Annotated in this window: 31 protein-coding genes; 12 read left to right on the top strand and 19 right to left on the bottom strand. The window is 69.1% G+C overall.

Translation table 11 applies throughout. From position 1 onward, the window contains the following. Positions 1-3 precede the first annotated feature (3 nt). On the top strand, positions 4-1833 hold the full coding sequence (locus tag KBX71_RS08695; RefSeq protein ID WP_210817469.1) for a glycoside hydrolase family 15 protein: 1830 nt from the start codon (positions 4-6) through the stop codon (positions 1831-1833). Positions 1834-1842: 9 nt separating this feature from the next. Here the strand turns inward: KBX71_RS08695 and KBX71_RS08690 are convergent, their stop codons facing one another. Further along, on the bottom strand, positions 1843-2658 hold the full coding sequence (locus KBX71_RS08690) for a DUF72 domain-containing protein (protein ID WP_210817562.1): 816 nt from the start codon (positions 2656-2658) through the stop codon (positions 1843-1845). A 124-nt stretch (positions 2659-2782) separates the two neighbouring features. On the opposite strand from KBX71_RS08690, the gene KBX71_RS08685 reads away from it, so the two are divergent. Together KBX71_RS08685 and KBX71_RS08680 are read left to right on the top strand one after the other, a co-directional pair. After that, complete coding sequence (locus tag KBX71_RS08685) at positions 2783-3793, top strand: glycosyltransferase (protein WP_210817468.1); 1011 nt, start codon at positions 2783-2785, stop codon at positions 3791-3793. Positions 3794-3844: 51 nt separating this feature from the next. Continuing rightward, entirely contained in the window at positions 3845-4573 is a 729-nt protein-coding gene (locus KBX71_RS08680; protein ID WP_210817467.1) for a Clp protease N-terminal domain-containing protein, read from the top strand. Between the two features lie 10 nt (positions 4574-4583). Here KBX71_RS08680 and KBX71_RS08675 read toward each other — a convergent pair whose 3' ends face one another. Further along, on the bottom strand, positions 4584-5102 hold the full coding sequence (locus KBX71_RS08675) for a hypothetical protein (RefSeq protein ID WP_210817466.1): 519 nt from the start codon (positions 5100-5102) through the stop codon (positions 4584-4586). A gap of 120 nt (positions 5103-5222) precedes the next feature. After that, positions 5223-5417: a DNA repair protein gene (locus KBX71_RS08670; protein WP_210817465.1), complete on the bottom strand. Its 195-nt coding sequence runs from the start codon at positions 5415-5417 to the stop codon at positions 5223-5225. 170 nt (positions 5418-5587) lie between these two features. Between KBX71_RS08670 and KBX71_RS08665 the strand changes: the two genes are divergently transcribed. Further along, positions 5588-6250 carry a GNAT family N-acetyltransferase gene (locus tag KBX71_RS08665; protein ID WP_210817464.1) on the top strand — a complete coding sequence of 221 codons (663 nt, stop codon included), beginning with the start codon at positions 5588-5590 and terminating at the stop codon, positions 6248-6250. A 222-nt stretch (positions 6251-6472) separates the two neighbouring features. Here the strand turns inward: KBX71_RS08665 and KBX71_RS08660 are convergent, their stop codons facing one another. The 7 genes from KBX71_RS08660 to KBX71_RS08630 all read right to left on the bottom strand — a co-directional run bounded on the left by KBX71_RS08660 (position 6473) and on the right by KBX71_RS08630 (position 12906). Beyond that, positions 6473-6643, bottom strand: coding sequence for a TetR family transcriptional regulator C-terminal domain-containing protein (locus KBX71_RS08660; RefSeq protein WP_247683113.1), 171 nt, complete (start codon positions 6641-6643; stop codon positions 6473-6475). Between the two features lie 149 nt (positions 6644-6792). Then, a complete protein-coding gene (locus KBX71_RS08655; protein ID WP_210817463.1) occupies positions 6793-7488 on the bottom strand; it encodes a histidine phosphatase family protein in 696 nt (231 codons plus the stop codon). After that, positions 7485-7928, bottom strand: a complete 444-nt coding sequence (locus tag KBX71_RS08650; RefSeq protein WP_210817462.1) for a hypothetical protein — start codon at positions 7926-7928, stop codon at positions 7485-7487. Before KBX71_RS08650 ends, KBX71_RS08655 begins: the two co-directional genes overlap by 4 nt. Positions 7929-8407: 479 nt before the next feature. After that, on the bottom strand, positions 8408-8956 hold the full coding sequence (locus KBX71_RS34780) for a GNAT family N-acetyltransferase (protein WP_210817461.1): 549 nt from the start codon (positions 8954-8956) through the stop codon (positions 8408-8410). A gap of 9 nt (positions 8957-8965) precedes the next feature. Continuing rightward, positions 8966-9607, bottom strand: a complete 642-nt coding sequence (locus KBX71_RS08640) for an NUDIX domain-containing protein (protein WP_210817460.1) — start codon at positions 9605-9607, stop codon at positions 8966-8968. A 42-nt stretch (positions 9608-9649) separates the two neighbouring features. Then, positions 9650-10696: a hypothetical protein gene (locus KBX71_RS08635; RefSeq protein WP_210817459.1), complete on the bottom strand. Its 1047-nt coding sequence runs from the start codon at positions 10694-10696 to the stop codon at positions 9650-9652. A 755-nt stretch (positions 10697-11451) separates the two neighbouring features. After that, on the bottom strand, positions 11452-12906 hold the full coding sequence (locus KBX71_RS08630; RefSeq protein ID WP_210817458.1) for a glycoside hydrolase family 3 protein: 1455 nt from the start codon (positions 12904-12906) through the stop codon (positions 11452-11454). A gap of 169 nt (positions 12907-13075) precedes the next feature. Here KBX71_RS08630 and KBX71_RS08625 point away from each other — a divergent pair, with 169 nt between their 5' ends. Then, the gene (locus KBX71_RS08625; RefSeq protein ID WP_210817457.1) at positions 13076-14251 is read left to right on the top strand and encodes an ROK family transcriptional regulator; all 1176 of its coding nucleotides are present in this window, start codon (positions 13076-13078) and stop codon (positions 14249-14251) included. 125 nt (positions 14252-14376) lie between these two features. Here KBX71_RS08625 and KBX71_RS08620 read toward each other — a convergent pair whose 3' ends face one another. Together KBX71_RS08620 and KBX71_RS08615 are read right to left on the bottom strand one after the other, a co-directional pair. Then, a complete protein-coding gene (locus tag KBX71_RS08620) occupies positions 14377-15387 on the bottom strand; it encodes an ABC transporter permease subunit (RefSeq protein ID WP_210817456.1) in 1011 nt (336 codons plus the stop codon). Beyond that, positions 15384-16382: an ABC transporter ATP-binding protein gene (locus KBX71_RS08615; RefSeq protein ID WP_210817455.1), complete on the bottom strand. Its 999-nt coding sequence runs from the start codon at positions 16380-16382 to the stop codon at positions 15384-15386. Before KBX71_RS08615 ends, KBX71_RS08620 begins: the two co-directional genes overlap by 4 nt. A 131-nt stretch (positions 16383-16513) precedes the next feature. Here KBX71_RS08615 and KBX71_RS08610 point away from each other — a divergent pair, with 131 nt between their 5' ends. Beyond that, complete coding sequence (locus KBX71_RS08610; protein ID WP_307847008.1) at positions 16514-17356, top strand: ABC transporter ATP-binding protein; 843 nt, start codon at positions 16514-16516, stop codon at positions 17354-17356. A gap of 23 nt (positions 17357-17379) precedes the next feature. Continuing rightward, positions 17380-18276 carry a ribokinase gene (locus tag KBX71_RS08605; RefSeq protein WP_196928069.1) on the top strand — a complete coding sequence of 299 codons (897 nt, stop codon included), beginning with the start codon at positions 17380-17382 and terminating at the stop codon, positions 18274-18276. A 39-nt stretch (positions 18277-18315) separates the two neighbouring features. Here KBX71_RS08605 and KBX71_RS08600 read toward each other — a convergent pair whose 3' ends face one another. The 4 genes from KBX71_RS08600 to KBX71_RS08585 form a co-directional block, all read right to left on the bottom strand. Continuing rightward, positions 18316-19044: a hypothetical protein gene (locus KBX71_RS08600; protein ID WP_210817453.1), complete on the bottom strand. Its 729-nt coding sequence runs from the start codon at positions 19042-19044 to the stop codon at positions 18316-18318. Between the two features lie 46 nt (positions 19045-19090). Next, entirely contained in the window at positions 19091-19480 is a 390-nt protein-coding gene (locus tag KBX71_RS08595) for a hypothetical protein (protein ID WP_210817452.1), read from the bottom strand. Beyond that, on the bottom strand, positions 19477-19959 hold the full coding sequence (locus tag KBX71_RS08590) for a DUF6232 family protein (protein ID WP_210817451.1): 483 nt from the start codon (positions 19957-19959) through the stop codon (positions 19477-19479). Before KBX71_RS08590 ends, KBX71_RS08595 begins: the two co-directional genes overlap by 4 nt. 395 nt (positions 19960-20354) lie before the next feature. Further along, positions 20355-20834 (bottom strand): DUF6232 family protein, encoded by a 480-nt coding sequence (locus tag KBX71_RS08585; RefSeq protein WP_124822645.1) that lies wholly within the window; start codon positions 20832-20834, stop codon positions 20355-20357. Positions 20835-20932: 98 nt separating this feature from the next. Between KBX71_RS08585 and KBX71_RS08580 the strand changes: the two genes are divergently transcribed. Together KBX71_RS08580 and KBX71_RS08575 are read left to right on the top strand one after the other, a co-directional pair. Continuing rightward, positions 20933-21706: an enoyl-CoA hydratase/isomerase family protein gene (locus KBX71_RS08580; RefSeq protein WP_210817450.1), complete on the top strand. Its 774-nt coding sequence runs from the start codon at positions 20933-20935 to the stop codon at positions 21704-21706. Positions 21707-21826: 120 nt separating this feature from the next. Continuing rightward, a complete protein-coding gene (locus KBX71_RS08575) occupies positions 21827-23449 on the top strand; it encodes an acetolactate synthase (RefSeq protein WP_210817449.1) in 1623 nt (540 codons plus the stop codon). A 48-nt stretch (positions 23450-23497) separates the two neighbouring features. On the opposite strand, the gene KBX71_RS08570 is transcribed toward KBX71_RS08575, so the two are convergent. Genes KBX71_RS08570 through KBX71_RS08560 form a run of 3 tightly spaced genes read right to left on the bottom strand, consistent with a single transcriptional unit; the run spans position 23498 to position 24636 of the window. Next, complete coding sequence (locus tag KBX71_RS08570) at positions 23498-23914, bottom strand: PLD nuclease N-terminal domain-containing protein (RefSeq protein ID WP_210817448.1); 417 nt, start codon at positions 23912-23914, stop codon at positions 23498-23500. Between the two features lie 27 nt (positions 23915-23941). Then, positions 23942-24247: a DUF202 domain-containing protein gene (locus KBX71_RS08565; protein ID WP_124822641.1), complete on the bottom strand. Its 306-nt coding sequence runs from the start codon at positions 24245-24247 to the stop codon at positions 23942-23944. Continuing rightward, a complete protein-coding gene (locus tag KBX71_RS08560) occupies positions 24244-24636 on the bottom strand; it encodes a DUF202 domain-containing protein (protein ID WP_210817447.1) in 393 nt (130 codons plus the stop codon). The genes KBX71_RS08565 and KBX71_RS08560 overlap by 4 nt, the downstream gene beginning before the upstream one ends. Before the next feature lie 42 nt (positions 24637-24678). On the opposite strand from KBX71_RS08560, the gene KBX71_RS08555 reads away from it, so the two are divergent. From KBX71_RS08555 to KBX71_RS08545, 3 genes are all read left to right on the top strand, one after another. Beyond that, positions 24679-25473, top strand: coding sequence for a GNAT family N-acetyltransferase (locus tag KBX71_RS08555; RefSeq protein ID WP_210817446.1), 795 nt, complete (start codon positions 24679-24681; stop codon positions 25471-25473). Continuing rightward, positions 25470-25883: a hypothetical protein gene (locus KBX71_RS08550; RefSeq protein ID WP_196928062.1), complete on the top strand. Its 414-nt coding sequence runs from the start codon at positions 25470-25472 to the stop codon at positions 25881-25883. The genes KBX71_RS08555 and KBX71_RS08550 overlap by 4 nt, the downstream gene beginning before the upstream one ends. A gap of 187 nt (positions 25884-26070) precedes the next feature. Then, positions 26071-26850 carry an electron transfer flavoprotein subunit beta/FixA family protein gene (locus KBX71_RS08545; RefSeq protein ID WP_124822637.1) on the top strand — a complete coding sequence of 260 codons (780 nt, stop codon included), beginning with the start codon at positions 26071-26073 and terminating at the stop codon, positions 26848-26850. Positions 26851-26852: the final 2 nt, after the last annotated feature.

The following is a 26852-nucleotide window of genomic DNA, read 5'->3' as shown; positions in this document are numbered from 1 at the left end:
GGCGTGGAGAGCTACCCGGCAGTCGAGAACCACGGTCTGGTCGGTGATCTGCAGACCGCGGCGCTGATCAGCACGGACGGCACTGTCGACTGGTTCTGCGCGCCCCGCTTCGACTCGCCGAGCGTCTTCGGCGCCCTGCTGGATCGCCGCAACGGTGGGCATTTCCAGCTCTCGCCCCACGGTGTCGACTACACGAGCAAACAGCTCTACCTGCCCGGTACGCCAATCCTGATCACCCGCTTCCACAGCGCCGACGGTGTCGGCGAGTTGTTGGACTTCATGCCCATCACAGGTGCGCAGGCCACCGACCGGCATCGGTTGATCCGGCTGGTCCGGATGGTCCGGGGGACCATGCAGTTCCGCTTCTACTGCCACCCACGGTTCAACTACGGGCGCGATCCGTACGAGCTGGAGGTGCACCCCGAGGGTGACGTCTTCCGGAGCGCGACGATGAGCCTCACCCTCGCCGCCTTCAAGAACTCGGTCCGCGAGTTCGACACGAGGGACATCCGACGTGACGCCGAGGGCGTGTCCGCGTCGTTCACGCTGCACGCCGGCGACCTCGGCGGGGTGGCCCTGGAGACGGCCTGCCCGCACCCGCCCCGAGCGCTCAGCACGGACGAGGCCTGCGAGCTGCTCGCCGAGACCCGCGACCACTGGCGGCGGTGGGTGGGCGGTTCCCGCTACAAGGGCCGCTGGCGGGAGGTGGTCGAGCGCTCGGCGATGACCCTCAAGCTGATGACGTACGCGCCGACCGGCGCCCTGGTCGCCGCGCCCACCGCCGGGCTGCCCGAGCAAATCGGCGGGCAGCGGAACTGGGACTACCGCTACACCTGGATCCGGGACGCGTCCTTCTCGGTGCACGCGTTGCTGCGCCTGGGCTTCACCGACGAGGCCGAGAAGTATCTGCTCTGGCTCGACGCGCGTATCCGGGAGGCGCGGGACGGCAACCTGCCTCTGCAGATCATGTACCGCATCGACGGCTCACCGGACCTCCCCGAGGAGGTGCTGGGTCACCTGGAGGGGTACCGCGGCTCCGCGCCGGTGCGGATCGGCAACGGCGCGGCGGGCCAACTCCAACTCGACATCTACGGCGAGGCGCTCGTCGCGTTGGAACTCGCCGACCGCAACGGGCTGATCCCGCCGTACGAGGGGTGGCGCAAGACGGCCGGCCTGATGGACTGGCTCTGCGCGCACTGGGACCAGCCCGAGGACGGCATCTGGGAGACCCGTTCCGGTCGGCAGGACTTCACCTACGGTCGGGTGTTGTCCTGGGTGGCGCTGGACCGGGCCATCCGCATCGCGCGACGCCGGGGCCGCCCCGGCGACGTCGCCCGCTGGTCGGCCGAACGTGACGCCATCTACCAGCAGGTGATGACCCGTGGGTACAACCAGGAACGGCGGGCCTTCGTGCAGCACTACGGGTCCGACATCCTGGACGCGTCGCTGCTGGCGATGCCGGGGCTGAACTTCATCTCGCCGACCGACCCGATGTGGGAGTCGACGCTGCGGGCCATGGACAGCGGCTTGGTCTCCGACAGCCTGGTCTACCGCTACGACCCGAGCGCCTCGCCGGACGGACTCGCCGGCACCGAGGGCACCTTCAACATGTGCACCTTCTGGTACGTGCAGGCGCTCGCCCTGGCCGGCCGGATCGACGACGCCCGGTTGACCTTCGAGAAGATGCTCACCTACAGCAACCCGCTCGGCCTCTACTCCGAGGAGATCGCGCCGACCGGTGAGCAGATCGGCAACTTCCCGCAGGCGTTCAGCCACCTCTCGCTGATCAGCACGGCGGCCCACCTCGACGACCTGCTCGACCAGCAGGGCTGAGGTGTCCCGTCAGAACAACGTCAGCGGCTCGACCGGGATCGGCTCGGGCAACGCGTCGAGCTCGGGTACGCGTGCCCGTACCTCGTCGTGGAACCGGCGGGCGAGCACCGGCGCGTCGGCGTTGTCCGGGGTGTGGATGAACATCGTCGGCGAGCGCCCCTCGCGTAGCCAGGTGACTGTCACGTCGATCCAGCGCTGCCACCCCTCGACGGTGCGCGTCGGGTCGTCGCGACCGAGGTAGCGGACGATCGGCCGGTCGGTCAGCGCGAGGGACCGGAGCGGCACGCGCGGCTTCTTGGTCCAGGCGTCCCGCTCCGCGTCGCTGGTCGGTGGGCTGGCGAAGAAGGCCGTCGTGTCGAAGGGGATCCACTCGGCGTCGGCGGCGGCGAGTGTCGCCCCGAGCAGTCGGGCCGCGCGGGCGTCGCTGAAGAACGCGGGATGGCGGACCTCCACCGCGTACCTGTGGGCCTGCGGAAGCTGCTCAAGAAAGCGGCCCAGGGCCGGGACGTCGGCGGGCGCGAACGAGCCGGGCAGCTGGATCCAGAGGGCGTGGGCGCGCGGGCCGAGCGGCTCGATGGCGTCCAGGAAGGCGCGCAGCGGTTCGCCGACGTCGGTGAGCCGGCGTTCGTGCGTGATGACCTTGGGGAGCTTGAGGACGAACCGGAAGTCCGGATCCGTCTGCGCCGCCCACGAGGCGACCGTGTCCCGGGCCGGGGTCGCGTAGAACGTCGTGTTGCCCTCCACGGCGTCGCACCAACTGGCGTAGTGCCGCAGGCGCTCCGTGGGTGGTAGCCGATGGCCCGGCCACGACCGGTGGCTCCACATCGCGCACCCCACGTGCAGACGCATGACCGCCCTTCCCGCCGGTGACCGCGCTCGACCGGAGCCCACCGTATACGGGCCAGCGGACCCGACCGGGCCCACGGTGCGGCAGGTAGGGTCCGACGCCATGCGTGTGCTGTTCGCCAGTCTTGCGTCCGTCGGTCACACCTATCCGCTGATCCCGCTGGCGATCGCCGCCCGGGATGCCGGGCACGAGGTCCACTTCGCGGCCGGTCCGGAGGTGCACGCGCCACTCGCCGCGCACGGCCTGCGGCCGTTCCGCCCCGGCGACGCCTTCTACGAGGTGTACGCCGAGGATCTCGCACCGGAGCTGGCGCGGCTGCGGCCCGACCTGGTGGTGCACGAGTGGGGGCTGCCGGGGGCGGCCGTGGCGGCTCGTCGGGCCGGGATCCCGGGTCTGTGGCACGGGTTCGGCCGGATGTTTCCCGAGGGCATCGGCCTGGAACTGCCCACCAGGAACGCCGAGGTCGTCGGCCGGCCGCACCTGGACATCTGGCCGCCCTCGCTGCAGGACAAGGGCTTCCTCGCCACCGAACGTCGGATCGAGCTGCGACCGGTGGCCTTCTCGACACCCGCCCCGCTGCCCGAACTGGTGAACCGTCGGACGTCCCGACCGTTGATCTACCTGACTCTCGGCACCGCGTTCGGCACGCCGGAGCTGCTCCGCACGGCCATCGCCGGTCTGGCGACGCTGGACGCGCAGGTGGTGGTCGCGGCCGGCCGTGTGCCAGTGGAACAGCTTGGCGAGATCGCCGACCAGGTCAGCGTGCACCAGTGGGTGTCGCAGGCGGAGTTGCTGCCGCTCGTCGACGCGGTGGTACACCACGGGGGCAGCGGCACCACACTCGGCGCGCTCGCCGCTGGCGTACCCCAGTTGATGTTGCCGCAGGGCGCGGACCAGTTCGCCAACGCCGACACGCTCGCCGCCGCCGGTGTCGCGCTGCGGCTCGTTCCCGGCCAGGTGGACGCGTACGCCATCGCCGAGCAGGTGTACCGGCTGCTGCCGCGGCAGGGCAACGCTGGGCAGCGCGACGCGGCCCGAGCGGTCGCCGAGGAGATCGCCGCCATGCCGTCCCCGGCGGCGGTAGCCCAGCTGCTGCCCGAGTACGCCGGCTGAAATCGTCAACTCAGGGTTGACGAGGCGGATGCGTCAACCTATGGTTGACGAATGACAGATCCTCTCCAGATCGGTAACACCGTCAAGCTCGACGACCTGATCCAGGCGATCAAGAAGGCGCACACCGACGCGCTCGACCAACTCACCGACGCGGTCATCGCCGGCGATCACCTCGGCGAGGTGGCCGACCACCTGATCGGACACTTCGTCGACCAGGCCCGGCGCTCGGGCGCCTCCTGGACCGACATCGGCCGCAGCATGGGGGTCACCAAGCAGGCCGCCCAGAAGCGCTTCGTGCCGAAGGCGACCGACGCGGCGGCGCTCGACCCCAACGCCGGCTTCGGCCGGTTCACCCCTCGCGCCCGCAACGTGGTGATGGCCTCGCAGGAGGAGGCCCGAGCCAACGGCAACGCCGAGATCGGCCCCGGGCACCTGGTGCTGGGGCTGCTGGCCGAGCCGGAGGGGCTGGCCGCCAGGGTGATGGCTGGTCGGGGTGCCACCGCCGAGGCGGTACGGGAGGCGGTCGGTGCCGTCCTCCCACCGCGGGCCGAGCAGGTTCCGGACCTCATCCCGTACGACGCGCGCGCCAAGAAGGCGTTGGAGCTGACCTTCCGGGAGGCGCTGCGCCTCGGGCACAACTACATCGGCACCGAGCACATCCTGCTCGCCCTGCTGGAGCAGGAGGACGGCGCCGGCGTGCTCACCAACCTCGGCCTGGACAAGGCGGCGGTCGAGGGCGACCTGGCCGCCGCTCTCGCCGCCGCCGTCGGGAAGAAGTGAGAACCCGGGGTCAGGAGACGTCAGGAAAGCCGTAGCGCAGGGCGTGCTCCGGATCGGCCGGGTCGATCTGGCGTACGCCCGCGTCGGCGAGGCGCTTGTTGACCTCGTCGAGTTGCTCGCGCACCAGGCGGGCCTCCTCCTCGGTGACCCGGCCCCGGTGTGGCTTGCCGGCGTGCTCCAGCGTGCCGTAGTCGATCTTCTCGGTGCTCTTGCGGGCCTTGGGTGGGCGGACCCGCTCGGCCGTCTTCAACAGCTGCGCCATCGGCACGTCGGTGGCCATCGCGTCGAACTCGCTGGCGGTCAACACCACTCGACGGGGCTCGCCGCCACCGTGCCGGTCGTGGATCTCCACCACCGCCACGTCCAGCGCGGCGTCGTCGATGTTCTCCACCTCGCCCGGGGTGGCGTCCAACTGCACGGGCCCGGCGACCAGGTCCGGGTGCTCCAGCACGACGATGCGGACCACCTCGTCGTCCTGCTGCAGAACCGTGCCGGTGAAGTCGGAGACGTGGATCGTCTTCTTGCCCATGCGCGGAGCTTCTCCTGTCGTAGGCCGGGATGGCGGACCACAAGAAATTACCCGACAGGTGTGCGAAAGCCGCCGCTGGACCTCCTCCGGTGTGTCGCCCCGGGCGGGAGCGTCAGTGCCTCAGTAGGTGTTCAGGCGGTGCCTACCCGAGCTGTCGACGGACAGCTTGTTCAATCCGGCCCAGGACAGGGCTCCGCCGCCGATCGTGCGAGGGTTCCGGTAGCGCGGCTGGGGCGGATTGCCTCCGACGGCATCCGCCGACTGCCAGAGTCGCTCGGGGTTTTGCTGGTAGTTGTCGCTCGGCTGAATCGGCATGCGTTCACCGTCCCAAACAAAGGTGTCCAGGTATGGAAATACATATGACGGTCAATTCCTGCGGCTGGTTCCCGCACCCCCGGCCCACTCGGCCCTGACGTATCCCGCGCCCGCCCTGCCGTCCGGCGCGTACGGTGATCCACGACGCGTCGGGTGACGGGGAGGTGCGCATGATCGACCGGCGACTCCACCTGCACCTGGCCAGCTGGCTCGGCCAGTGGCCGGCCGGGCCGGGGTTGCACGTGGTGGCCTCGCAGCGACGGGCCCAACCGGCCTGGGACGGCCGGCTGCGCCCCGCGCTCGCCGTGGACACCGGGCAGAGCGCTGTGCTCTCCGTGGCGCCGGATCGTGTGGCGGCGATCCGCGCGTTGGCTCGCCGTACGCCGGCTCGGCTCCTCGCCGCACTGCCGGAAGCCGTCGGGCGGCCCGAATTCTGCGTGCACGACGGCCCCTTCCGGTGGAGCCTGGCGCCCGCGCCGCTGCCCGACGTGGGGGAGTGGACCGAGTCGAGCGCTCCCGGGCTGCCGCCGTGGCTGCGACTCTTCGACCGGCCGGTGCTGGTGGTCCGTGATCCGGACGGCGCCTACCTGGCCGGTGCCGGGATCAAACGGCACGACGCGTACGGGCACGAGTTGGCCGTCGGCACCGTGCGGGCCGCCCAGGGGCGCGGCCTCGCCCGTCGACTGGCGGCCCAGGCGGCGCGGCGGGTGCTCGACGAGGGGGCGGTCCCCACCTACCTGCACGAGCGGGACAACCAAGCCTCGGCCCGGGTAGCCGATGCCGCCGGGTTCCCGGACCGGGGCTGGCGCGCGTACGGGGTCTATCCGCGCTGAGCGGGCATGTGGGCGCGGACCGTGAATCCCGGGCCGGATCCACGGTCCGCAACCTCCCCCCAGGCCCCGGTTCCGGGTGTTGCGGCCCCCGCTGTGGGCGAGTCGCTACGTGTCGATCACGCTACGTATCTAACCGGCTTGGGGCAAGGCTGGAGCTGTCGGTTCGGAGTGTCGAAAAGTGGACTTGACCTGCTTCTTCGCCGACCGATGGTGCCGGCCGGGTCAGTGACGGAGCGTGCGAATCAGGTCGAGCACCTGTCGGGTCACCGGGCGGAGGACCCGAAGTCGGGACAGCGCCACGAGCCGGTCGATAAGCGGTACGGCCCCGTCGATCAGCTGGCGGGTCTTGGTCTGGCCCGGCGAGCGGTCGTGCACCCAGTAGAGGCGCTCCATGTCGGCCAACGTCGACCAGACGCATGAAGCCTTGGGGACATCGCCTGTGGGAACTCCGGCGTGATGTGCCGCATGCGAGGGATGTAACACGCGCACAGCGGTACTCAACCACCTGTGGTCCGGCTTCCCTGTGGTTGTGGCTGCGGCAATCAGTCAAGGCCGACTGTCAGTGCTAGCTCGCGCCCCCAAGTATTCATTGAAGCTGTGGGAAGGTTTGCGAATACGATATCGCTGACATTTCTATCGCTCACCCGAATAAGTGCGCTCGCGCCAAAGTCGATTGGCAGGAATCCGAAGAACTCTTTCGGGTAGTAGCCAGCCTCTCGAGCTATGCCGAGTAGAGCAGCAGTAAGAGCTGAACGATGTGCTACAACCACGGCGGCCTCTGCCGGCGCGGAGAGGATTTCCAACAGGGCGTCGTTAACCCGACGTTCTAGTTGTCGGGCCAGCGGGCCCACGTGCTTCATTGCATAAGTATCGAACAACCCAGCGCGATAAAGGTTCAACTCACGTGCGGCTTCAGGATCAATGAGGCGTAGCTCACTTAGGGAAAGACCTGCGGTCTCCGGAACTACAATTGATCTGAGGCCCTCCAGTTCGCGGGCTTGGACTCCGAGTCTTGAACAGAGGCCTGACACGGACTCGTTCGTCCTTGGTGCTGGCGAACAGTAGACTCTTACCCGCGTGACCCGCAGAAAGGCAAGGAACTCTGCGATGTTCGCTCCAACCAGCGCCGCCTCGGACCTGCCAGTCTCAGTTAGGTGGTCCTCATCCGCGCTCTGCGCGAAACTGTCACGGACGTTCTTGGCCGACTCCAAGTGCCTAACTAGCAGCAGCCACTTCACGTGAATTTCGCCATCTCTGCCAATCGACTCTCAATGAGGATGCCGGCCATTTCCTCGCCCTCCTCTAGAACTGTGGAAATGCGGGACGAAGTGAAAGCCTTCTCGACTACGAGCCTCCGCCGCCGAAAATCTTGCAGCCACTGAACCAGAGACTCCTCGACTAGCCTAATTCTTTCCAGCCCCGATAGTGTCGATTCCTGGCTTTCCGGCAGGCCCAGGAGACGGAAATAGCCACGCTCTATGTCTTGCATCGACGCAAGTTCGATGTCTGTATCTGGCGGCACTGCACGGCCTAGCGTTCGTCGAATGAATCGCCGGATCGTTAACTCATCTTCGACCAACCGAAGGTAGTTCCGGTTCGCTAAGGACATACGGTTACCGTCGATACCCAGCAGGCGTCCAGGTGATCGTTTAAGTAGTCGCGTGTCATCTTCGAACACGTGACTTCCGATCCATCGGTTCAATCGCCTCGCACATTCCCTGGTGAATGCGACAGCGTTGTCGTTGTCGTCGTTGTAGCAAGCGGTTTTGCAACCTAGCCCTAGCAAAAAGCTCGCCTGATGTACAGGAAAGACAAGGTCGCTTACGGACCCCCTGAACTCGCCCGCCTTCAAATGTCGGCGGTGGGGATGCGCCTTCTCAAGCAAGCGAAACGGCAAGATTTGCTCGATTACGGCCGCTAGCGGCGCAAGTTTGGGCCTGAGACGACTCTCGCGGGCAAGCGCGACTCTACTTGACGATAACGTGATGACATCCCGGCAAATAGCAAGAACCGATTGCTCAGAGGCGAACTTATCCGCCTCTGCGTAGTCACTAATAACGAAGATGTAGGGACTATTGTCGGAATCGCCAATGCCGGTGAAACACCCATAAGCGTGCCCAAGGTGAAGCCCTCCTTGCTGGGCGCGGCATCCGCCGACTAGAACTCTCTGCACGGGCTACACCAGTCTAAGGCACCTATTGTCGGCCATTCTTCACGACAAATACCGTAGGTGACAACATCATCTGTTCGGGTGCCTAATTGAGCCGTTCCACGACTTACGCCTTCGCGGCGTGCCCCGACGCCTTGAATGAGGCGAGCAGAAGGCACATTTGTAGACGCATGGCGGAGGATGACCCGACTGGCGCCGAGCTCGAATGCCTTGCTGATTGCGTTACACACCATCCATCGCCCCACACCGCGACGCGACCAGGCCCTTGTGCACCAAAAACCCAGCTCATAGCTCTCATCCAAACCGTAGTCTATGATCTTTGCCGAACCAGCCAGGTCGTCTGCGTGAAATGCGGCATACCGAGCGGCACCCCCATCTTGGAGCTTCTCGGTTACGCAGGTGCGTGCGGTGGCAATGTCCGTCACTCTTTGCGGAGTGGTGACCCAAGGTTCAAGGAAATCTGAATTAGTCTGAATTGCGCGCAGGAGTGCTGTTGCATCCACGGAAGTCGTGGCGCGAAAGACCAGCAGAGGCATTTCGGCACCTTAAATGCTCAGGTGACGTCGGCCCTCTAAGTAGAGGCCGGCCATGATGAATACCTTAAAATAGTAAGGATCCACCCTGGGGATAAGGTCGCTCTCTGTCACGCTGCGCGTGAACGACGTGGGGACCTTATTGTCGAGTTTAATTGCTGGGCAATCGACAGATGAAGTGGACCCCGAGAAGAGGGCCAGTCCGGAGTCTATCGGCATTTCAACGAGGCCGGAAACCTCATCATCCTGCAACTTGTAACCACTCAAATCTCTGTCGTCGCGAAGCAGAAAGACGTGGGCAAATTCGCGATTTTGAATGCCGTTCGGCTCATCCATTACGTCGTGTTTGACCCCTAGCCGAATCAGGTTTCGTGGTTCAACTTCTATACCGAGCTCTTCCTCGATCTCTCTAACTCCATCTTCTGGTCGCTCGCCGGCTTCAAGGTGTCCCGCAGCTGTAATATCTAGCATGTTGGGGTAATTTTTCTTCGACTCAGCTCGCAGCTGAAGAAGAACGAAGTCGGTGTCTCTGCGACGTCCGACTATCCAGCAATGAAAAGTGTGATGCCAGAGGCCCCGTCGGTGAGCTGCGACTCTTTCTGATTGCCCGGTATGCTTGTAGTTGGCGTCAAAAGTATCAATAAATTCTTCCACAATTCCCAGCCTTCTTCGATTTAGTAGAACCGGCGGATGAGGTCATCGAAGATCGCGCGCAACTTCAGTCATTAGGCGTTCAAGTCTGGTTGATGCCTCCCTGTATCCTTGTTTCCGCGTGTCATGAGAAAGTAGACGTACCTTTAAGCTAAGCGCTTTTGCTTCGCGTTCTGAATCCACGAGAGTAGCGAAAGATTCTTCGGCGCCCTCAGCTAGTGCGACGGCCTCGGCAAGTAGAATTCCCAGCGCTCCGGATGGATCAATTTGTCCGGTCGTTCCTACACGCGCCTCAAGATGACCTAGGATGACGTATGCTTCGGAGTGATCAAGCTGTGCGTTCTGGAGGTCATGGTCAGGAACTGGAAGTAGTTGTGCGAGCCGGCGGGGTTCGTCGAACGCCCTCCGGGCGTCGTCTAGCTTGCTGGAGCTTGCACACATATTCGCGGTGTGTCGAAGGGCTTTAATTTTTAGGTCAATAAGCGTGTCGCTTGTGCCGCTCGCCGCGATCTTATCATCAATAATTGATAACGCTTCGTTAATGTTCGCGAGTGCCGTTTGAGTGTCCCCTGATTCGTGGAGCGCCCACCCTAAATCATCTATGAGTATAGAGGCTTGGGTTTCCTTGTCTTTAATTGCGGCGGCTGCGGTTAACGCTATTTGGCCGAGTTCAGACCGTTCTTTCGATGCCCTCATAAGATGAAGAAGGCGGCTTGACCAACGCCGAAGCTCCAAAATTGCCTGATCACGGCGATTGCCGCTGGATGCCAGCGTGCGAGCGTATTGAAGTAAAGCCACGGCAAAGACCTCCTCGGGTGAGCGAGCTTCGCTGAGAGGCGAGGGCCTGCTTCTGAGTACAACGAGGAGTTCTGCAAGAAGGAACGCTATGGCGATTCCCATAACAAAAATAACGACGCCCGTACTCGACGTTGGTAGAACTTTAACGGAAAATCGATCTGCAAACTGAATCACGCCCCAGCTGAGGCCGGCAATTGTGGCTAGTCGAGTGCATCGAGCAAGAAATCCTTCTGAGGCTGCCCATTCGCCTAGGGAGCGCCGGCGGACAACTTCAGGGAGAGGCACTCCTGTCACCGACCCATGGTCAGAACCAAGGCTCGGTCGCGGAACAGAGGTTTCATCCACCCGGCTTGGTCATCGTGGTGAGGCTGGCAACCGTTTGCGTTGAAGCAAGTTGCACGGCGTTCAAGTGTTCCTTGCACTGGATCACTCCTAGACGCCCGGGCGCCCCTGCGTCTACCGCTTCCAATCGACCCTATTCGATCATCTTCTCCCGAACGTGAACCTTCCGCCGAGACTGAGTCGCTCATCCGACAGTCGGATCATTCGGTGAGCGTCCGTTGGCGCCAGCTACTGCGAGCGTTCCAACATCATCCAGAGGTGGGTGCTGGTCACCACGTGGTCGTGTCGCAAGGGATGCAGCTCCCTAAAGCGAGTTCATCTCAAGTCCTTGGTCCACCCGGGACTTCAACATGTTGTTCCCGTCGTGTCTGCTGTCGATTCAGCGCCAAGACAGATGGTCGCCTCGCTCGCGCCTAAGTGTCCCGAGCTGCTGGAGATGTTGCTTAGCGGCGTCAGTCGCAGGAACCCCATGGCAACACCACGTTGCTCGCGGCGCCCTGGCATCGGCTTGTTTCGTAGCACCGATACTGCCCAAGTAGGCGAGCCGGAGCAGTTGGGTTAGCGGCGAGTGCAGCTTGGCGTCGACCTCGGAGCTGTCGAAGCCTGTGGGCACCTCGGTGACGAGCGCGACGGGCGCCCTTGTCGGAGCACTCCGCGGAGAAGAAGTTCAACGCCAACCGCTACGCCTTGTCCTCGGAGCGTGCCGATCAGCGGGCGAGTCCCAGCACCTCGGCCGCCGCGCGACCGTTGGCGTGACTCGCACCGTAGGTGGTGACGAAGGCGCGGACGCCCGTCGGCCGCCACTGTGCCGGCCAGCCCATCTCCACCACTGTCACCGGGTGCTGGGCCGCCAGGTCGGCGATCAGCTCCGGGCCGCCGGGCAGCCGGTGCAGGTGTCGTCCGACAAGCACGATCGGGCGTTCACCGGCCAGCTCGCGAAGCGTCGCCGGATCGGTCTCGGTGGCGATCACCCGGATCTCCGACACCCCGTCCAGGTGTGGACCGAGGCCCCACGGCACCCGACCCTCGGCGATCGTCGACTCGGTGTGCAGTTGCACCACAAGTGGCTGTTCCAGGCCGGTGAGCAGGCCGTCCACGCGGACCGCTCGGCGCGCTGCCGCGTACCCCAGCTCGGTGTCCCCGGTGGCCGACGACCCGCTGGCGGCCCGGGTCCAGGCGGCGAGGTCGGCGGCACGTCCGGCCGCCTCCTCCACCCGCGCCCTTGCGAGCCGGCCGTCGGCGAGCGCGTCGACGATCTCGGCGGCCACCCGCTCGACCATCTCGGCGTCCACCCTCGCGCCGATGCAGAGCAGGTCGGCGCCCGCGCTCAGCGCCCGGACCGCGGCCGGCCCGACGCCGCCGGCCGCCACCGCGGCACCCTTCATCTCCAGCGCGTCGGTGATGACGGTGCCGGTGAAGCCGTATTCGGTGCGCAGCAGGTCGACCAGGACGGCCCGGCTGAAGGTGGCCGGGTCGGCGCCGGTGAGCGCCGGCACCCGGATGTGCGCGGTCATCACGGCGCGCGCTCCGGCGGCGACGATGGCCGCGAACGGCGGTAGGTCCCGCTGACGGAGCAGGCTCAGCGGAGCATCCACTGTGGGCAGTTCGTGATGGGAGTCGGTGACGGTGGCGCCGTGCCCGGGGAAGTGCTTGGCGCAGGCGGCCACGCCGGCGGCCTGCAACCCCGCCACGGCGGCGGCCGAGTGGGCGGCCACCCGCACCGGATCCGCGCCGAAGGACCGGGTGCCGATCACCGGGTTGTCGTCGGCGGTGTTGACGTCGACAGTGGGGGCGAGGTTGACGGTGATGCCGAGCGCGGCCAGTTCGGCGCCGATCGACTGGTAGACCCGTCGGGTGAGCGCCACGTCGCCGATCGCCCCGAGAGCGGCGTTGCCGGGGTACGGGCTGCCGGTGGCGTGCGCCAGCCGGGTCACGTCGCCGCCCTCCTCGTCGATGGCGATCAGCGCGTCCGGCCGGCCGGCGCGCAGCGCGGCGGTGCTCGCCGCCACCTGCGCGGGGTTGTGCACGTTGGTGCCGAACAGGGTGTGCCCGGCCAACCCGTCGGCCAGCAGGTCGACAGCCCAGTCCGGCGGGACCGGTCCCGGGTACGCGGCGAGGAGCGTGCCCAGCGCCAGCCGGCGCAGTCCTGGATCCAACCCCACGTGATCTTCCCCCTTCGGTGCCCCGCGGGTACGAAACGTCGTACCGGTGGTGGTCTTGGCCCTGCCGACTCGGCCGAGCGTCCGACCGCCGAGTGGCCGTTACGCTACGGCTACCCGTTCGCAGGTTGGTTTACAGTTAGCAAAGTTTACTAAAACTAGAGGACGTGTCATGAGTGCGACCCGGCTGCCCGGCACCCCCCGCCTGTTGCGGGCGCTCAACGACCGTGCCGCGCTGGAACTGCTCCTCGAACGCGGCCCGCTGACCCGGGCTCGACTCGGCGAGCTGACCGGGCTGTCGAAGGTCACCGCCTCGCAACTGGTCGAGCGGTTGGAGGAGCGCGGCCTCGTCGCGCGGGTCGGCGAGCAGGCCGGCGGACGCGGGCCGAACGCCCAGCTCTACGCGGTCCGCCCAGGCAGCGCGCACGTGGTCGGCGTGGACGTCGGACCGGACCGGGTGGTGGCCGCCTGCGCCGACATCACAGGTGCGGTCATCGGCCGGGTGGAGCAGTCGACCCGGGACACCGACGACCCGGTGGGCGTGGTGCACAACGCCGTCGTGCAGGCCGCGAGCAGCGCCCAGGCGCAGCTGAGCAGCGTACGACGGATCGTGCTCGGCACCCCGGGCCTGGTCGACCCCGGCACCGGCGACATCACCTTCGCCTTCAACCTGCCCCGCTGGCACAGCGGCCTGCTCGCCGCGCTGCGGGACGACCTGCACACGCCTGTGGTCTTCGAGAACGACGTCAACCTGGCCGCGGTGGCGGAGGCGCAGTCCGGCGCTGCCCAGGGGCTGGCGGATTTCGTGCTGGTCTGGGTGGGTGCCGGCGTCGGCCTGGCGATCGTGCTGGGCGGACGGCTGCACCACGGCAGCAGCGGCGCGGCCGGCGAAATCGGCTACCTGCCGGTGCCCGGCGCGCCCATCCCGCGCGACGTCTCCCGGCGCGCCAAGCCGGCCTTCCAGCAGTTGGTCGGTGCGGACTCGGTGCGCGCGGTGGCCCGCGAGCACGGCTACCCGGACGCCGACGCCGCCGAGGCGGTCCGTGCGGCCGTCGCGGCCGGCGCCGACGGCGGCCCGATGCTCGACGAGTTGGCCCGTCGGCTCGCGCTCGGCGTGGCCAGCACCTGCGTGGTGCTGGACCCACCGCTGGTCGTGCTGGCCGGTGAGGTGGGCCAGGCCGGTGGCGCGGCGCTCGCCGACCGGGTGCAGCAGGAGGTCGCGGCGATCACCCTGGTCCAGCCGCGAGTGGTGCCGACCGGGCTGACCGAGGAGCCGATCCTGCGCGGCGCGCTGCGCACCGCCCTGGACGCGGTACGCGACGAGGTGTTCGGCTCCACCGTCGGCTGAGCCCGCTGCGGCGGCCATGTGAAGGAATATTTCACCGCGCGCCCGCAGGGTGCAAGCTCTTGCCGAGCGCCGGCTGGGCCCGGTCCGTCGGGCCGCCCGGACTCGGGCGACCCGACGGCCTCGACTCAGATCAGGTCGCGGCGACGGAACACGGCGAACGCCGCCGCGGTCAGCCCGCCAGCGAGCACGAGCAGCACCAGCAGCGACGACCCCCAGCTGATCGTGTAGAACGAATCGCAGTTGAGGCTGGGGCCACCCGCGCAGAGCCGTTCGTCGTAGAACCGCGCACCGCCGTTGAGCCACGCCCCGATGTGGCTGGAGAGCATGAACAGGTCCGACTTCCGCGCGTCGACGATCTCCAGGACCAGCCGGGCGCCCAACTCCCAGACCACCGCGTACGCGGCGAACGCGCCGAGCGCCGCCGACGTGTGCCGACCCAGCGTGGCGATCGCGAAGCCCAGCGCGGAGGCCAGCAGCACCAGCACCAGGCCACGGCCGTGCACCGCGCCGAGCGAACGCCAGAAGTCGCCGTCCAGTCGGCCCGGCAACCCGGCCGTCTGCCCGATCACCCAGAACGTGGCGAGGTAGGCCACCGACGCCAGCAGGGCCAGCACCAACACCGTGCCGAGCAGGGTGCCCAACTTGGCCGCGAGCACCGTCACCCGGCGCGGTCGCCAGAGCAGCAGGTTCACCACCCCGCCCGAGGTCAGGTCCGCGCCGATGTAGGAGGCGCCGACCAGGAACCCGAACAGCACCAGGAACGCGATGAGGAAGTACAGCAGGGGCTGTGCCTGCTCGGCGAAGCTGAACACACCCGGCAGGAAGTCGGCGGGGATCGGCAGCCGGTCCTGCCGGATCGGGTCGATCTCCGAGCAGTCGCTGGGGAAGTACCTGTCCGTGTCGGCCGGCAAGGTGCCATTCTGGCGGGCCAGACACTCCTGGTGGCTGGCCTCCAGGTCGCGCCGCGCCTCGGCGGCCTGCGCCCGCGCCGAGTTCATCTCACTGGCGCTGGGCTTGTGGGAGCCGGCCATCGTGGTCGCCGCCGTGACGGCGAACGCCAACACCAACAGGACCACCATGAGCTGCACGAAGCGACGCGCGGACAGTCGCTCCAACTCGGCACGCACCAGATTCACGCGTCCACTCCCCGATCGAGGTCGATCACAGCTTCACCCTGCGGCAGCGACGGGTCGCCGCCCTGCCGGGGCACCGACGGCTGCTCGTACGCGCCGGTCAGCTCCAGGAAGACGCTCTCCAGATCCGGCCGCAGCGGCGTCAGCTCGCCCACCCACAGACCCTGCTCACCGAGCACCCGGCTGATCACTGTCGGGTCACTCGCCCCGCCCACCACCAACGCTCCGCCGTCCACCACCGCCGTCAGCTCGGCCGCGTGCAGCAGCTCGACGGCCCGCTCCGGCTCGGCCACCCGGACCAGGAACTCGTGCCGGTCGTGGCCCGCCAGCACCTCGTCCACCCGACCGGTCGCGACCCGCCGCCCCCGGGAGATGATCGTGACGTGGTCGCAGATCAGCTGGATCTCGCCCAGGATGTGACTGGACACCAGCACTGTCACCCCGCTGGCCGCCAGCGACCGCATCAGGTCCCGCATCTCCCGGATGCCCGCCGGGTCCAGCCCGTTCGCGGGCTCGTCCAGGATGAGCAGACGCGGGTCCTTCAGCAGCGCGGACGCCACCGCGAGCCGTTGCTTCATGCCCAGCGAGTAGCCCTTCACCCGATCATCGCCCCGGTCGTGTAGGCCCACCAGATCCAGCACCTCGTCCACCCGGGAGACCGGCACCCCACCGGCGCGGGCCAACAACCGCAGCGTGCGGTAACCGGTGAAGTTGCCGAAGAACTGTGGGCTCTCCACGATGGCGCCGACCTGGCCCGTCACCCGGGTCAGCAGCTCCGGCGACGGTTCGCCGAGCACTCTCATCCGGCCGCTGTCGGCGCGTACCAGCCCGAGCAGGGCCCGCAGGGTGGTGGTCTTGCCGGAGCCGTTCGGGCCCAGGAAGCCGTGGACCTGGCCCGCCTCGACCAGCAGGTCGAACCCGTCCACCGCCACCCGTCGGCCGCTACGCAGGCTGTGGAAGGTCTTGCGCAGACCCTCGATCTCGATGACCGCGCTCATCTGCGCGGCTCCGTACGTCGGCGGGGCATGGGCCGTCCTTCGGGCTTGGTGATCAATGACACGGCGCTTCACCCTATGGCCGAGGTGCCGCCCATGGGGGGCGCCCCGGCGCTGCGTGGTTGGATGGTGTGGTGACTGGTGACCTGATCCCCGGCGCTGCCGGCGCCGCGCCTGCCGCCGCTCTCGTGGACCCGGATCTGGTGGTCAGCCTCGACGGCGTCGGTGTACGCCGCTCTGGCACCGCCCTCCTTCAGGACCTGACCTGGCGCGTCGAACTGGACGAGCGGTGGGTCGTGCTCGGCTCCAACGGCGCCGGCAAGACCACGCTGCTCAACCTCGCCGCCGGCCGGCTGCACCCCACCACTGGTGTCGCGCACGTGCTCGGCGAGCGGATCGGCCGCACCGACGTCAACGAGCTGCGTACCCGGATCGGGCTCACCACCGCCGCGATCGCCGAGCGACTGCCCGCCGACGAGCGGGTCAGCGACGTGGTGGTGACCGCCGCCTGGTCGGTGGTCGGCCGCTGGCGGGAGAACTACGACCGTGGCGACGAGGCGCGGGCCCGGGCACTGCTGAGCCAACTGGGCGTTGGTGGCCTCGCCGAGCGCCGTTACGGCACCCTCTCCGAGGGCGAGCGCAAGCGGGTGCAGATCGCCCGTGCCCTGATGACCGACCCGGAGCTGCTGCTGCTCGACGAGCCCGCCGCCGGGCTCGACCTGGGTGGTCGGGAAGACCTGGTCGCCCGACTGGCCGAGCTGGCGTACGACCCGGACGCGCCGGCGATGGTGCTGGTCACCCACCACGTCGAGGAGATCCCGCCCGGGTTCACCCACGCGCTGCTGCTGCGCGAGGGTGGGGTGGTCGCCCAGGGCCTGCTCGCCGAGACGCTGACCGGTGACAACCTCTCCAAGACCTTCGGGCTGCCGCTGGTGGTCGAGCGGACGGGCGAGCGCTTCACGGCTCGCGCCGCCTGAGCGTCGGACCGGCGGAGACGATCGTGCCGCAGACCCGGGTCGCCGTGGTGGGCAGCGCCAACATGGACCTGGTCGCGATGGCACCCGCGCTGCCGCGACTGGGCGAGACCATCCTCGGCACCGACTTCGTGATGGTGCCCGGCGGCAAGGGCGCCAACCAGGCCGTGGCCGCGGTCCGGGCCGGCGCCTCATGTGCCTTCCTCGGCGCGATCGGCTCGGACGCCTTCGGCGTCACCCTCAAGGCCCGCATCACCGCGGCGGGCGTGGACACCAGTCAGCTACGCGTGGTCTACGGCGCCTCCGGCGTGGCGCTGGTGATGGTCAACGCCCAGGGGGAGAACGCCATCGTGGTCACCCCCGGCGCGAACGACGCCCTGGTCGGCCTCACCGAGGAGGAGTTGGCCACGGTGCGCGCGGCGGACGTCCTGGTCGCCCAACTGGAGATCCCGGTGCAGACCGTGACCGCCGCCGCGGTGGCCGCCCGCGACGCCGGCACCAGGGTCATCCTGAACGCCGCCCCGGCGCGGGACCTCCCGCCCGAGCTGCTCGCCGCCGTGGACCTGCTTGTCGTCAACGAGGGCGAGGCGCAGGCGCTCGCCGGGCGAGGCAGGGAGGAGCCCCGGGCGCTGCTCGACCTGACCCCCCGGGCCGTGCTCACTCTCGGCGGTGAGGGCGCCTGGTACGTCGACCGGGACGGCACCGAGGTGCACGTGCCGGCGGTACGTGTCGACGTGGTCGACTCCACCGCCGCCGGTGACGCGTTCACCGCCGCGCTGGCCGTCGGCTGGGGCGAGGGGCGCGACCTGGTCGACGCGGTGCGCTGGGCGTCGGCGGCCGGCGCTGCCTGCGTCCGCAAGCTCGGCGCCTCGGTGGCGCTACCGCGACGCGCCGAGATCGACGAGTTGTACGTACCGGCCTGACCGCGCCCCCGTCGCACGCCGGCCGGCCCGCTCGGGCGTTCAGCCGACGGGTTCGTCGGCGAGCTTCTCGCCGCGTCGGCGCAGCATGCCCAGCCCGGGGATGCCGGCCACGGCGAGCTTGAGGTCGCGGGTCACGTCCAGCAGGTCGTGCAGGTCGGGGCCGACCCGGTCCAGCGTGGCCAGGATCGGCAGGATGTCCGCCGTCAGGTGTTCCTTGAGCTTGGGCAACTCGTCGATCAGGTGGATCGCCGCGCTGATCTCCTCGTGACTCAGCTCCTCGACGAACCGCCCGGCCATCGGCGCGGCCCGGCGCAGCGCCGGCTCGTACGCGGCCAGCAGTTCGGCCGCCGTGGCGGCGGCCTCCGTCGCGGTGCCCACGGTGGCGGCGGCGCGGCCCGCGACCCGGTCGGCCTCGGCGACCAGCGTGCCCGCCGTCCGGGAGACCCGGTCGGCCTCGGCGACCACCACGGCGGCGGCGGTGGCCACCTCGGTGGCCGTGTCGATGGCGGTGGTCGCGGCGGCGCTGATGACGGCCACCTCGCGAACCGCCGCCTCGGCGTCGGTGAGCACCTGGTCGGTCCGGTCCACTGTCGCCTCGATCCGGTCGACCACGCCGTTGATCCGGGCCAGCAGCGCCTCCACCCCGTCCAGTACCGCGAACGCGCGGGCGGGCACGGCGGCCATCGAGGTGGCCGAGCCGAGCGCCTGGTCGAGAGCGGAGCGGGTCAGGCCGACCACGGCGGCCGGGGTGGGGAGGGGAATCGCCATGGGTCAAGTGTGCGTCGGCCGTGCCACAACCGCCCGACGGGGCTGGTCAGCGGGGCTGTCGACCGGCGGTGTCGGCACGGGCCACCCGCAGCGCCCACCAGATCAGCGGCACTTGCAACGGCACCCGGCCGTACGCGATGGCCCGCTTCGTCGGGCGTCGGTGCCGCCAGTCCGCTGCCATCTTCACGTTCGCCGGCAGGACGGCGACGAAGAGCGCGGCGGCTGCCCGACCGCCGGCCGAGCGGGTGGCCGGGTTCGCGACCGCAGCCGCCACCGCAAGTTCGACCACCCCGCTGGCGTACGTCCAGAACCGGGGCGGGCCGGGCAACGCGCGGGGCACGATCGGGTCGTAGACGCCGGGGCGTACCAAATGGGTGACGCCGGCCGCGGCGAGCAGGCCGGCCAGTGCGACGGCCTCGCCGCGGCGGGTGGTCATCGATGGTCCCCCTGCTGTTCGACGGCGCGCTGCACGGCCCGGTAGATCTGCCCGAACCGTAGCGCGTCCGGGGTGCGTATCAGCAGGTCCTCCCGGCCGTGGTGCTGCACCCACAGTTCGTGCACGTGGCTGCCGCGCTCGTAGGAGCGGTCCAGCCAGCCCAGGGGGATCTCCAGGAACGGTGCCAGCGCGAGCGCTCCCACCGCGCAGGCGGCGAGAATGATCAGCGCCAGCTGCCAGTTACCCCGGTCCTGAGCCGACCAGGCCAGTGACAGCACGCAGACCACGGCGACCAACGGCGGCAGCGAGAGCAGCAGGACCAGGACACCGCGCCCCAGCACACGGCCGCGGACGGCGAGGGTCTTCTGCCCCCGCGCGTGCCAGACGAACGTCACGTCGGACAGGGCGATCACGTGACCGCCCGCCCGGATCGACTCGGAGGTCACCTGCACCGCGTCGTCCCGGTAATAGAGGGTCATCACTAAGCCTAACCACCGACAGGCAACCTGCGCCTCGCTCGGACCTCGGCATCTGACCTTCTTCGCAGCGGATCGCGCCTTCCTCACAGAGGATTCGACGGAGGCCGTCCGGCGGGTAGAGGTGGTGGTGCGCCGGTCCTTTGGAGCTGAATCGTCTGCGACATCAAGCGTCGCGTCGCGGTGCCGGCGTCGCGGTGCCGGCGTCGCGGCGTCGCGGTGCCGAAGGCCCCTGGTCCGATTCGTTTGCGATATCAGCTCCATAGGCACTGGAGGAACGCTGCGCCCGCTGCGCCCGCTGCGCCCGCTGCGCCCGGCTAAAGGGCGCGTTCGCTGCGCAGGTCCCGCCGGTGACGACCGGCCTGGTCAGTTCGGGACGTGGAGCGGAACCAGGCTGGCTAGCGGCGCGTGACGGGGCGGGCCGGCTGGCTGTGCTCGACCGCGCGCTGCACCGCCCGGTAGATCTGCCCGAAACGCAGCGCGTCACCGGTGCGCAGCAGTCGCACCGGCTGCCCCCGCCAACGGGCCCAGATCTCCAGTTGGCGGCTGCCCCGGGCGTACGAGCGGTCGAGGTGTTCGAAGAGGAAGTCGGCGACCGGCCCGACGGCCAACCCGACCAGGACCGACGCGCCGACGATCGCGATCGTCACGGTGGGGGAGCGGTGCAGCCAGACGGCCACGCCGATGCCGAGCACCGCCGCGACCAGCGGACCGGCGAGCGCGGCGCCGATGGCACCCCGCCCCACCAGCACACGCCAGGAACGGGTGCCACGGCGGTGCCAGATCACTGTGATGTCCGCCAGCGCGTAGCTGCGACCGTCGACGCGGACGCTGGTGGAGGTGACCTGCACCGATCTGTCGTCGTAATACGTGATCATGGCTGGACTCCCGCCCACGGGGCTGACACCACACTACTTACCCAAACGAGCCGGGTCGTAAGGTTGGCACGCGACTTCGACGAGGAAGTGAGGGCAGCGTGGGCGAGTTCGTTCGGCTGGAGACCACTGACGGCATCGGCACGATCCGGCTGGAGCGGCCGCCGATGAACGCGCTCAACACCCAGGTGCAGGAGGAGTTGCGCGCCGCCGCCACGTCGGCCACCGCCGATCCCGAGGTCCGCGCCGTCATCGTGTACGGCGGGGAGAAGGTCTTCGCCGCCGGCGCCGACATCAAGCAGATGGCCGAGATGTCCTACGTGGACATGGCCGACCGGGCCGCGAACCTGTCCAGCGCGCTCGGCGCGATCGCCCGGATCCCCAAGCCGGTGGTCGCCGCGATCACCGGGTACGCGCTCGGCGGTGGCTGTGAGCTGGCGTTGGCCTGTGACTGGCGGGTCGTCGCCGAGGACGCCAAGCTCGGCCAGCCGGAGATCAAGCTGGGCATCATCCCGGGTGCGGGCGGCACCCAGCGGCTGGCCCGCCTGGTCGGCCCCGCCCGCGCCAAGGACCTGATCATGTCGGGGCGGATGGTGGACGCGCAGGAGGCGCTGCGCATCGGCCTGGCCGACCGGGTCGCCCCGGCCGCCGAGGTGTACGACACGGCCGTCGCGCTGATCACTCCGTACCTCACCGGGCCGGTGCAGGCACTGCGCGCGGCGAAGCTGGCGGTCGACGGCGGCCTGGACATGGATCTGAACTCGGGTCTGGCCTGGGAGAGTCAGCTCTTCGCGGCGCTCTTCGCCACCGAGGACCGGCGGGAGGGCATGGCCGCCTTCGTCGAGAAGCGCAAGCCGGACTTCACCGGCCGCTGACCCGTCGCTTCCCGGCCCGACGGCCCTGACCTCGGCAACGTCCAGCCGCCGGGGCCACAGTCGAAAGGTCAAGTGACTGGCCGGTAACCTGTGATCCCGGCCACGGACGATGGGAGCGACATGACGGAGCGGATCGAGGGTCACGGCGGCGAGTTGGCGCTCGCGGCACTACGCGCGCACGGCGTACGGGAGATGTTCACGCTGTCCGGCGGGCACGTCTTCCCGCTCTACGACGCCGCGTACAAGACCGACTTCCCGATCTACGACGTCCGGCACGAGCAGTCCGCGGTCTTCGCCGCCGAGGCGGTGGCCAAGCTCCAGCGCCGTCCCGGCCTCGCCGTGCTCACCGCCGGGCCCGGCGTCACCAACGGCATCTCCGGCATGACAAGCGCGTTCTTCAACGCCTCGCCGGTGCTGGTGCTCGGGGGCCGAGCGCCCGCGTTCCGCTGGGGTTCCGGCAGCCTCCAGGAGATGGACCACCTGCCGCTGGTCGCCCCGGTCACCAAGCACGCCGAGACGGTGTTCAGCACCGACGACATCCCGCGTGCGGTGGGTGCGGCGCTCAACGCCGCGCTCACCCCGCACCGCGGCCCGGCCTTCCTCGACTTTCCGCTGGAGACGGTCTTCTCGGTCGCCGAGGCCGAGCTGCCCACCGTGACGGGTGTCGACCCGATCGCCCCGGACCCGGAGGAGGTCGGCCGCGCGGCGATGCTCATCGCCGGGGCGCAGCGGCCGGTCATCATCGCCGGCTCCGACGTGTACGCGGGCGACGCGGTCGCCGCCCTGCGCGAGGCGGCCGAGGCGTTGCAGGTGCCGGTGTTCACCAACGGAATGGGTCGCGGCTCGCTTCCGCCGCAGCACCCGCTGGCGTTCGCCAAGGCCCGCCGGGCCGGGCTCTCCGGCGCCGACGTGGTCGTGGTGGTGGGCACCCCGCTGGACTTCCGGCTCAGCTTCGGTGACTTCGGTGACGCCAAGGTGGTGCACATCGTCGACGCGCCCAGCCAGCGGGCGACGCACGTGCAGCCGGCCGCGGCCCCCGCCGGTGACCTGCGCCTGATCCTCTCCGCGCTGGCCGATCACTCCGGCGACCGGGCCGACCACGCCGACTGGATCGCCGACCTGCGTGTCGCCGAGAACGCGGCGAAGGCTCGGGACGCCGCGGAGATGGCCGCCGAGACCGACCCGATCCGTCCGGCCCGGATCTACGGTGAGCTGCGTCGGGTGCTCGCCCCGGACGCGATCACCATCGGCGACGGCGGTGACTTCGTGTCGTACGCCGGGCGGTACCTGGAGCCGGCCCAGCCCGGCACCTGGCTGGACCCGGGCCCGTACGGCTGCCTGGGCACCGGCATGGGGTACGCGATGGGCGCCCGGGTCAGTCACCCGGACCGGCAGATCTGCGTGCTGATGGGCGACGGCGCGGCCGGGTTCTCGCTGATGGACGTCGAGTCGCTGGTCCGTCAGAAGCTGCCGGTGGTGATCATCGTCGGCAACAACGGCATCTGGGGGCTGGAGAAGCACCCGATGCGGGCCATGTACGGCTACGACGTGGCCGCCGACCTGCAGCCGGAGCTGCGGTACGACACGGTGGTCAGCGCGCTCGGCGGGGCGGGGGAGACGGTCGCCAAGGCGGCCGACCTGGGCCCGGCGCTCCAGCGGGCGTTCGACTCCGGAGTGCCGTACCTGGTGAACGTGCTCACCGACCCGACCGACGCGTACCCCCGGTCGTCGAACCTGGCCTGAGTCGTACCCGCCGCCGCCGTCGCCCCTGCGTCGGCGGCGACGGCGCGCTCACACCTCCGGTCGGTCACCCTCCCGCGGCGGCTCACCGTCGCGGCGGCGCAGGTCGTCCTCACGCCGCCGCAGGTCTTCCTCCCAGCGCTGAAAGAGTTCCTGGTCCTGCTGCTGGGCGCGTTCCTCGACGGAGCGCAGGAACTCCGGGTCGTCGTCGGGGGCCACCAGCCGTGGGCGCTGCCGCTCACCGCCGCCGATACCGCCCGACCAGCCCTTGCCGGCGCCGGGGCTGGGCTGCCGGCCGACGATGAACCAGGCGATCGAGCCGACCAGCGGGAAGAACAAGATGATCAGCACCCAGGCGATCCGGGGAAGAGCACGGATCTTGCCCTCCTCGGCGGAGAGACAGCTGATCAGCGCGCAGACCGCGAGAACGATCTGCACCAGGAAGAGGAGTACGCCAAGCCGGGCCATGCAACCATCATGGCGCACCGAATCCCGTCACCACAGTCCGCGCAGCACCAGCAGCACTCCCAGTAACGCGAGCACCACCGTGCCGGCCGTGACCAGGGGCAGTGTCCGGCCGCCGGTGCGGGTCGGACCGGTGCCGGTGCCCCTGGGCCAGCAGAGCACCAGCAGGGCGCCCCACACCAGCACGGTCCCCCCGGCGATCAACGCATCGGTCGGGTCGCCCGTCGACGCCAGCCGGACGGCGAGCACTGTCACCACGGTCACCGTGAGCAGGGTGCGCCGCCAGGCCAGCCGGGTCCGCTCCGGTTGCAGCCCCGGGTCGCGTCCGCTGCTCACCGCCCGCCGATCGCCCGCATCAGGACGGCGACCACCAGCAGCAACGCGCCGACGCCGACGGCGAGGGCCAGGATGGCGGGGAACCGGGACGCGGGCAGCTCCTGGCCGAGCCGGATGGCCCGCTCGGTACGCGCCCAGTGGTCCACGGCGCGGATCGCGACGGCGCCGCCGAGCAGCAGCAGCGCCACCGCGATCACCTCGCGCAGGTGGCTCATCGGCAGCGGCGGCAGGAACTGCGCGGCGGCCAGCCCACCGCCGACCAGCGCCAGACCGGTGCGCAGCCAGGCGAGGAAGGTCCGCTCGTTGGCCAGGGAGAACCGGTAGTCGGGCGTCTCGCCGACCGAGCCCAGCTCCGCCGGGTCGAACCACCGCCTGATCGCCTCCCACACAATGGGAGATTATCCGCTTCCCCTCCCGCTTAGCCTGGGCCGGTGACTGATCTCGACGTACAGACGCTGCGGACCGCCTACGACAACCAACTCCGCCCGGAGATCCCCGACCCGATCCCGGCCGGGGTGACTGTGGAGCGGGACGGGCCGCTGGTCCGGATCTCCGGGCTCGATGCCGGTGGGTTCATCACCTACCGCGACCTGGGCGGGTTGACCGGCGACGCGCTGGACGAACTGATCGCCCGGCAGGTGCGGCTGTGCCGTGAGCGGGGCGAGTCGGCGGAGTGGAAGCTCAACGAACACGACGAACCAGCGGACCTGGCGGACCGTCTGCGCGCCGCCGGCTTCGTGCCGGAGGACCGGGAGACCGTCGTGGTCGGCCCGGTCGCCCCGCTGGCCGCCGCGCTGCCGGTCGCCTCCGAGGGGGTACGCCTGCGTGAGGTGACCTCCCGCGCCGACCTGGAGCGGATCGCCGCCATGGAGGAGGTCTGGCAGGCGGACCGTTCGCACCTGGTGTGGGGTCTGGCCAAGGAGATCGACGCCGACCCGAACTCGATCACCGTCGTGGTGGCCGAGGCGGACGGAACGGTGGTGAGCGCCGGCTGGGTGCGTTTTCCGGCGAACACCGGCTTCGCCACCCTGTGGGGTGGCTCGACCCTGCCGCAGTGGCGTCGCAAGGGCATCTACCGGGCCTTGGTCAACTACCGGGCGCGGCTGGCCGACCAGCGGGGCCGGACGTTGATGCAGGTCGACTGTTCCGAGGACAGCCGGCCCATCCTTGAGCGGCTCGGCCTCGTCGCGGTCACCACCACAACCCCGTACGTCTACACTCCGTGATCATGGAGCAGCGGTTGACGGACGAGGAGCGGCTGACCCTCAAGACCGGCGCCTTCGGCGCCGTCTTCCTGGTCTCCAACGCCGACCCGGGGGTCCTGGGGGTGATCCGGGAGAGCATCGCCGCGTCCGGCGCGTTGGCCGACGCCAGTGGCACGGTGAAGGAGGCGCTGACCACCGGCCCGCTGCCGCGACTTCCCCGGGACTCGCAGCTGGAGATCGAGTCGGTGGTGCTGCCGGCGCTGGGGCAGGCGGTGCGGATCCTGCGCGAGAAGTCCCCGCGGGACGTGGACGCGTACCGCTCGCTGGTGTTGGCCGCTGCGGACCAGGTGGCCCGGGCGCACGACGGGGTGGCGCCCGCCGAGGCGGCGGCCATCGACCAGATCCGGGTCGCGTTGGCCGAGCCGGCCTGACCGGCCGCGCGGCGGTGAGCTGTGTCACTCTGAGTGCTGCCGGAGCGCAACCTACTGGCAGGTAACATTGCGTCGTGGGCAACCGCACAACCGCCCTCGGTTGACCTGGCGTCGACCGACGCGCGACGCTGCGCCCCAGACCGGGCGAGCGAATCGCAACACCACACAGGAGGGTCGTCGAAGCGCGATGAATATCGTCGTACTCGTCAAGCAGGTGCCTGATTCGGGCGCGGACCGCAACCTGCGCAATGACGACAACACCGTCGACCGCGGTTCGGCGAACAACGTGATCAACGAGATGGACGAGTACGCCATCGAGGAGGCCCTGAAGATCAAGGAGGCGCACGGCGGCGAGGTCACCATCCTGACCATGGGTCCGGACCGGGCGACCGAGTCGATCCGCAAGGCGCTCTCCATGGGCCCGGACAAGGCCGTGCACGTGCTGGACGACGCCCTGCACGGCTCGTGCGCCGTCGCCACCTCGAAGGTGCTGGCCGCCGCGCTCGGTCAGCTCAATGCCGACCTGGTCATCTGCGGCGCCGAGTCCACCGACGGTCGGGTCCAGGTCATGCCGCACATGATCGCCGAGCGACTGGGCGTCGCGGCGCTCACCGGTGCCCGCAAGCTCACCGTCGACGGCGCGACGCTCACCGTCGAGCGGCAGACCGAGGAGGGCTACGAGGTGGTCACCGCCTCCACGCCGGCCGTGGTCTCCGTGTGGGACACGATCAACGAGCCGCGCTACCCCTCCTTCAAGGGCATCATGGCCGCCAAGAAGAAGCCGGTGCAGACGCTCTCGCTGGCCGACCTCGGTGTCGCGCCCGACGAGGTGGGCTTCGACGGCGCCACCAGCGCCGTCCTCGAGCACGCCAAGCGCCCCCCGCGCTCCGGCGGCGCCAAGGTCACTGATGAGGGCGAGGGCGGCGTTAAGCTGGTCGAGTTCCTCGCCACCGAGAAGTTCGTGTGAGA

The organism is Micromonospora sp. D93, from assembly GCF_018070365.1.
Lineage (GTDB): Bacteria > Actinomycetota > Actinomycetes > Mycobacteriales > Micromonosporaceae > Micromonospora > Micromonospora ureilytica.
Note: the sequence above shows the minus strand (reverse complement) of the source record. Positions and strands in the feature narration are given on the sequence as shown.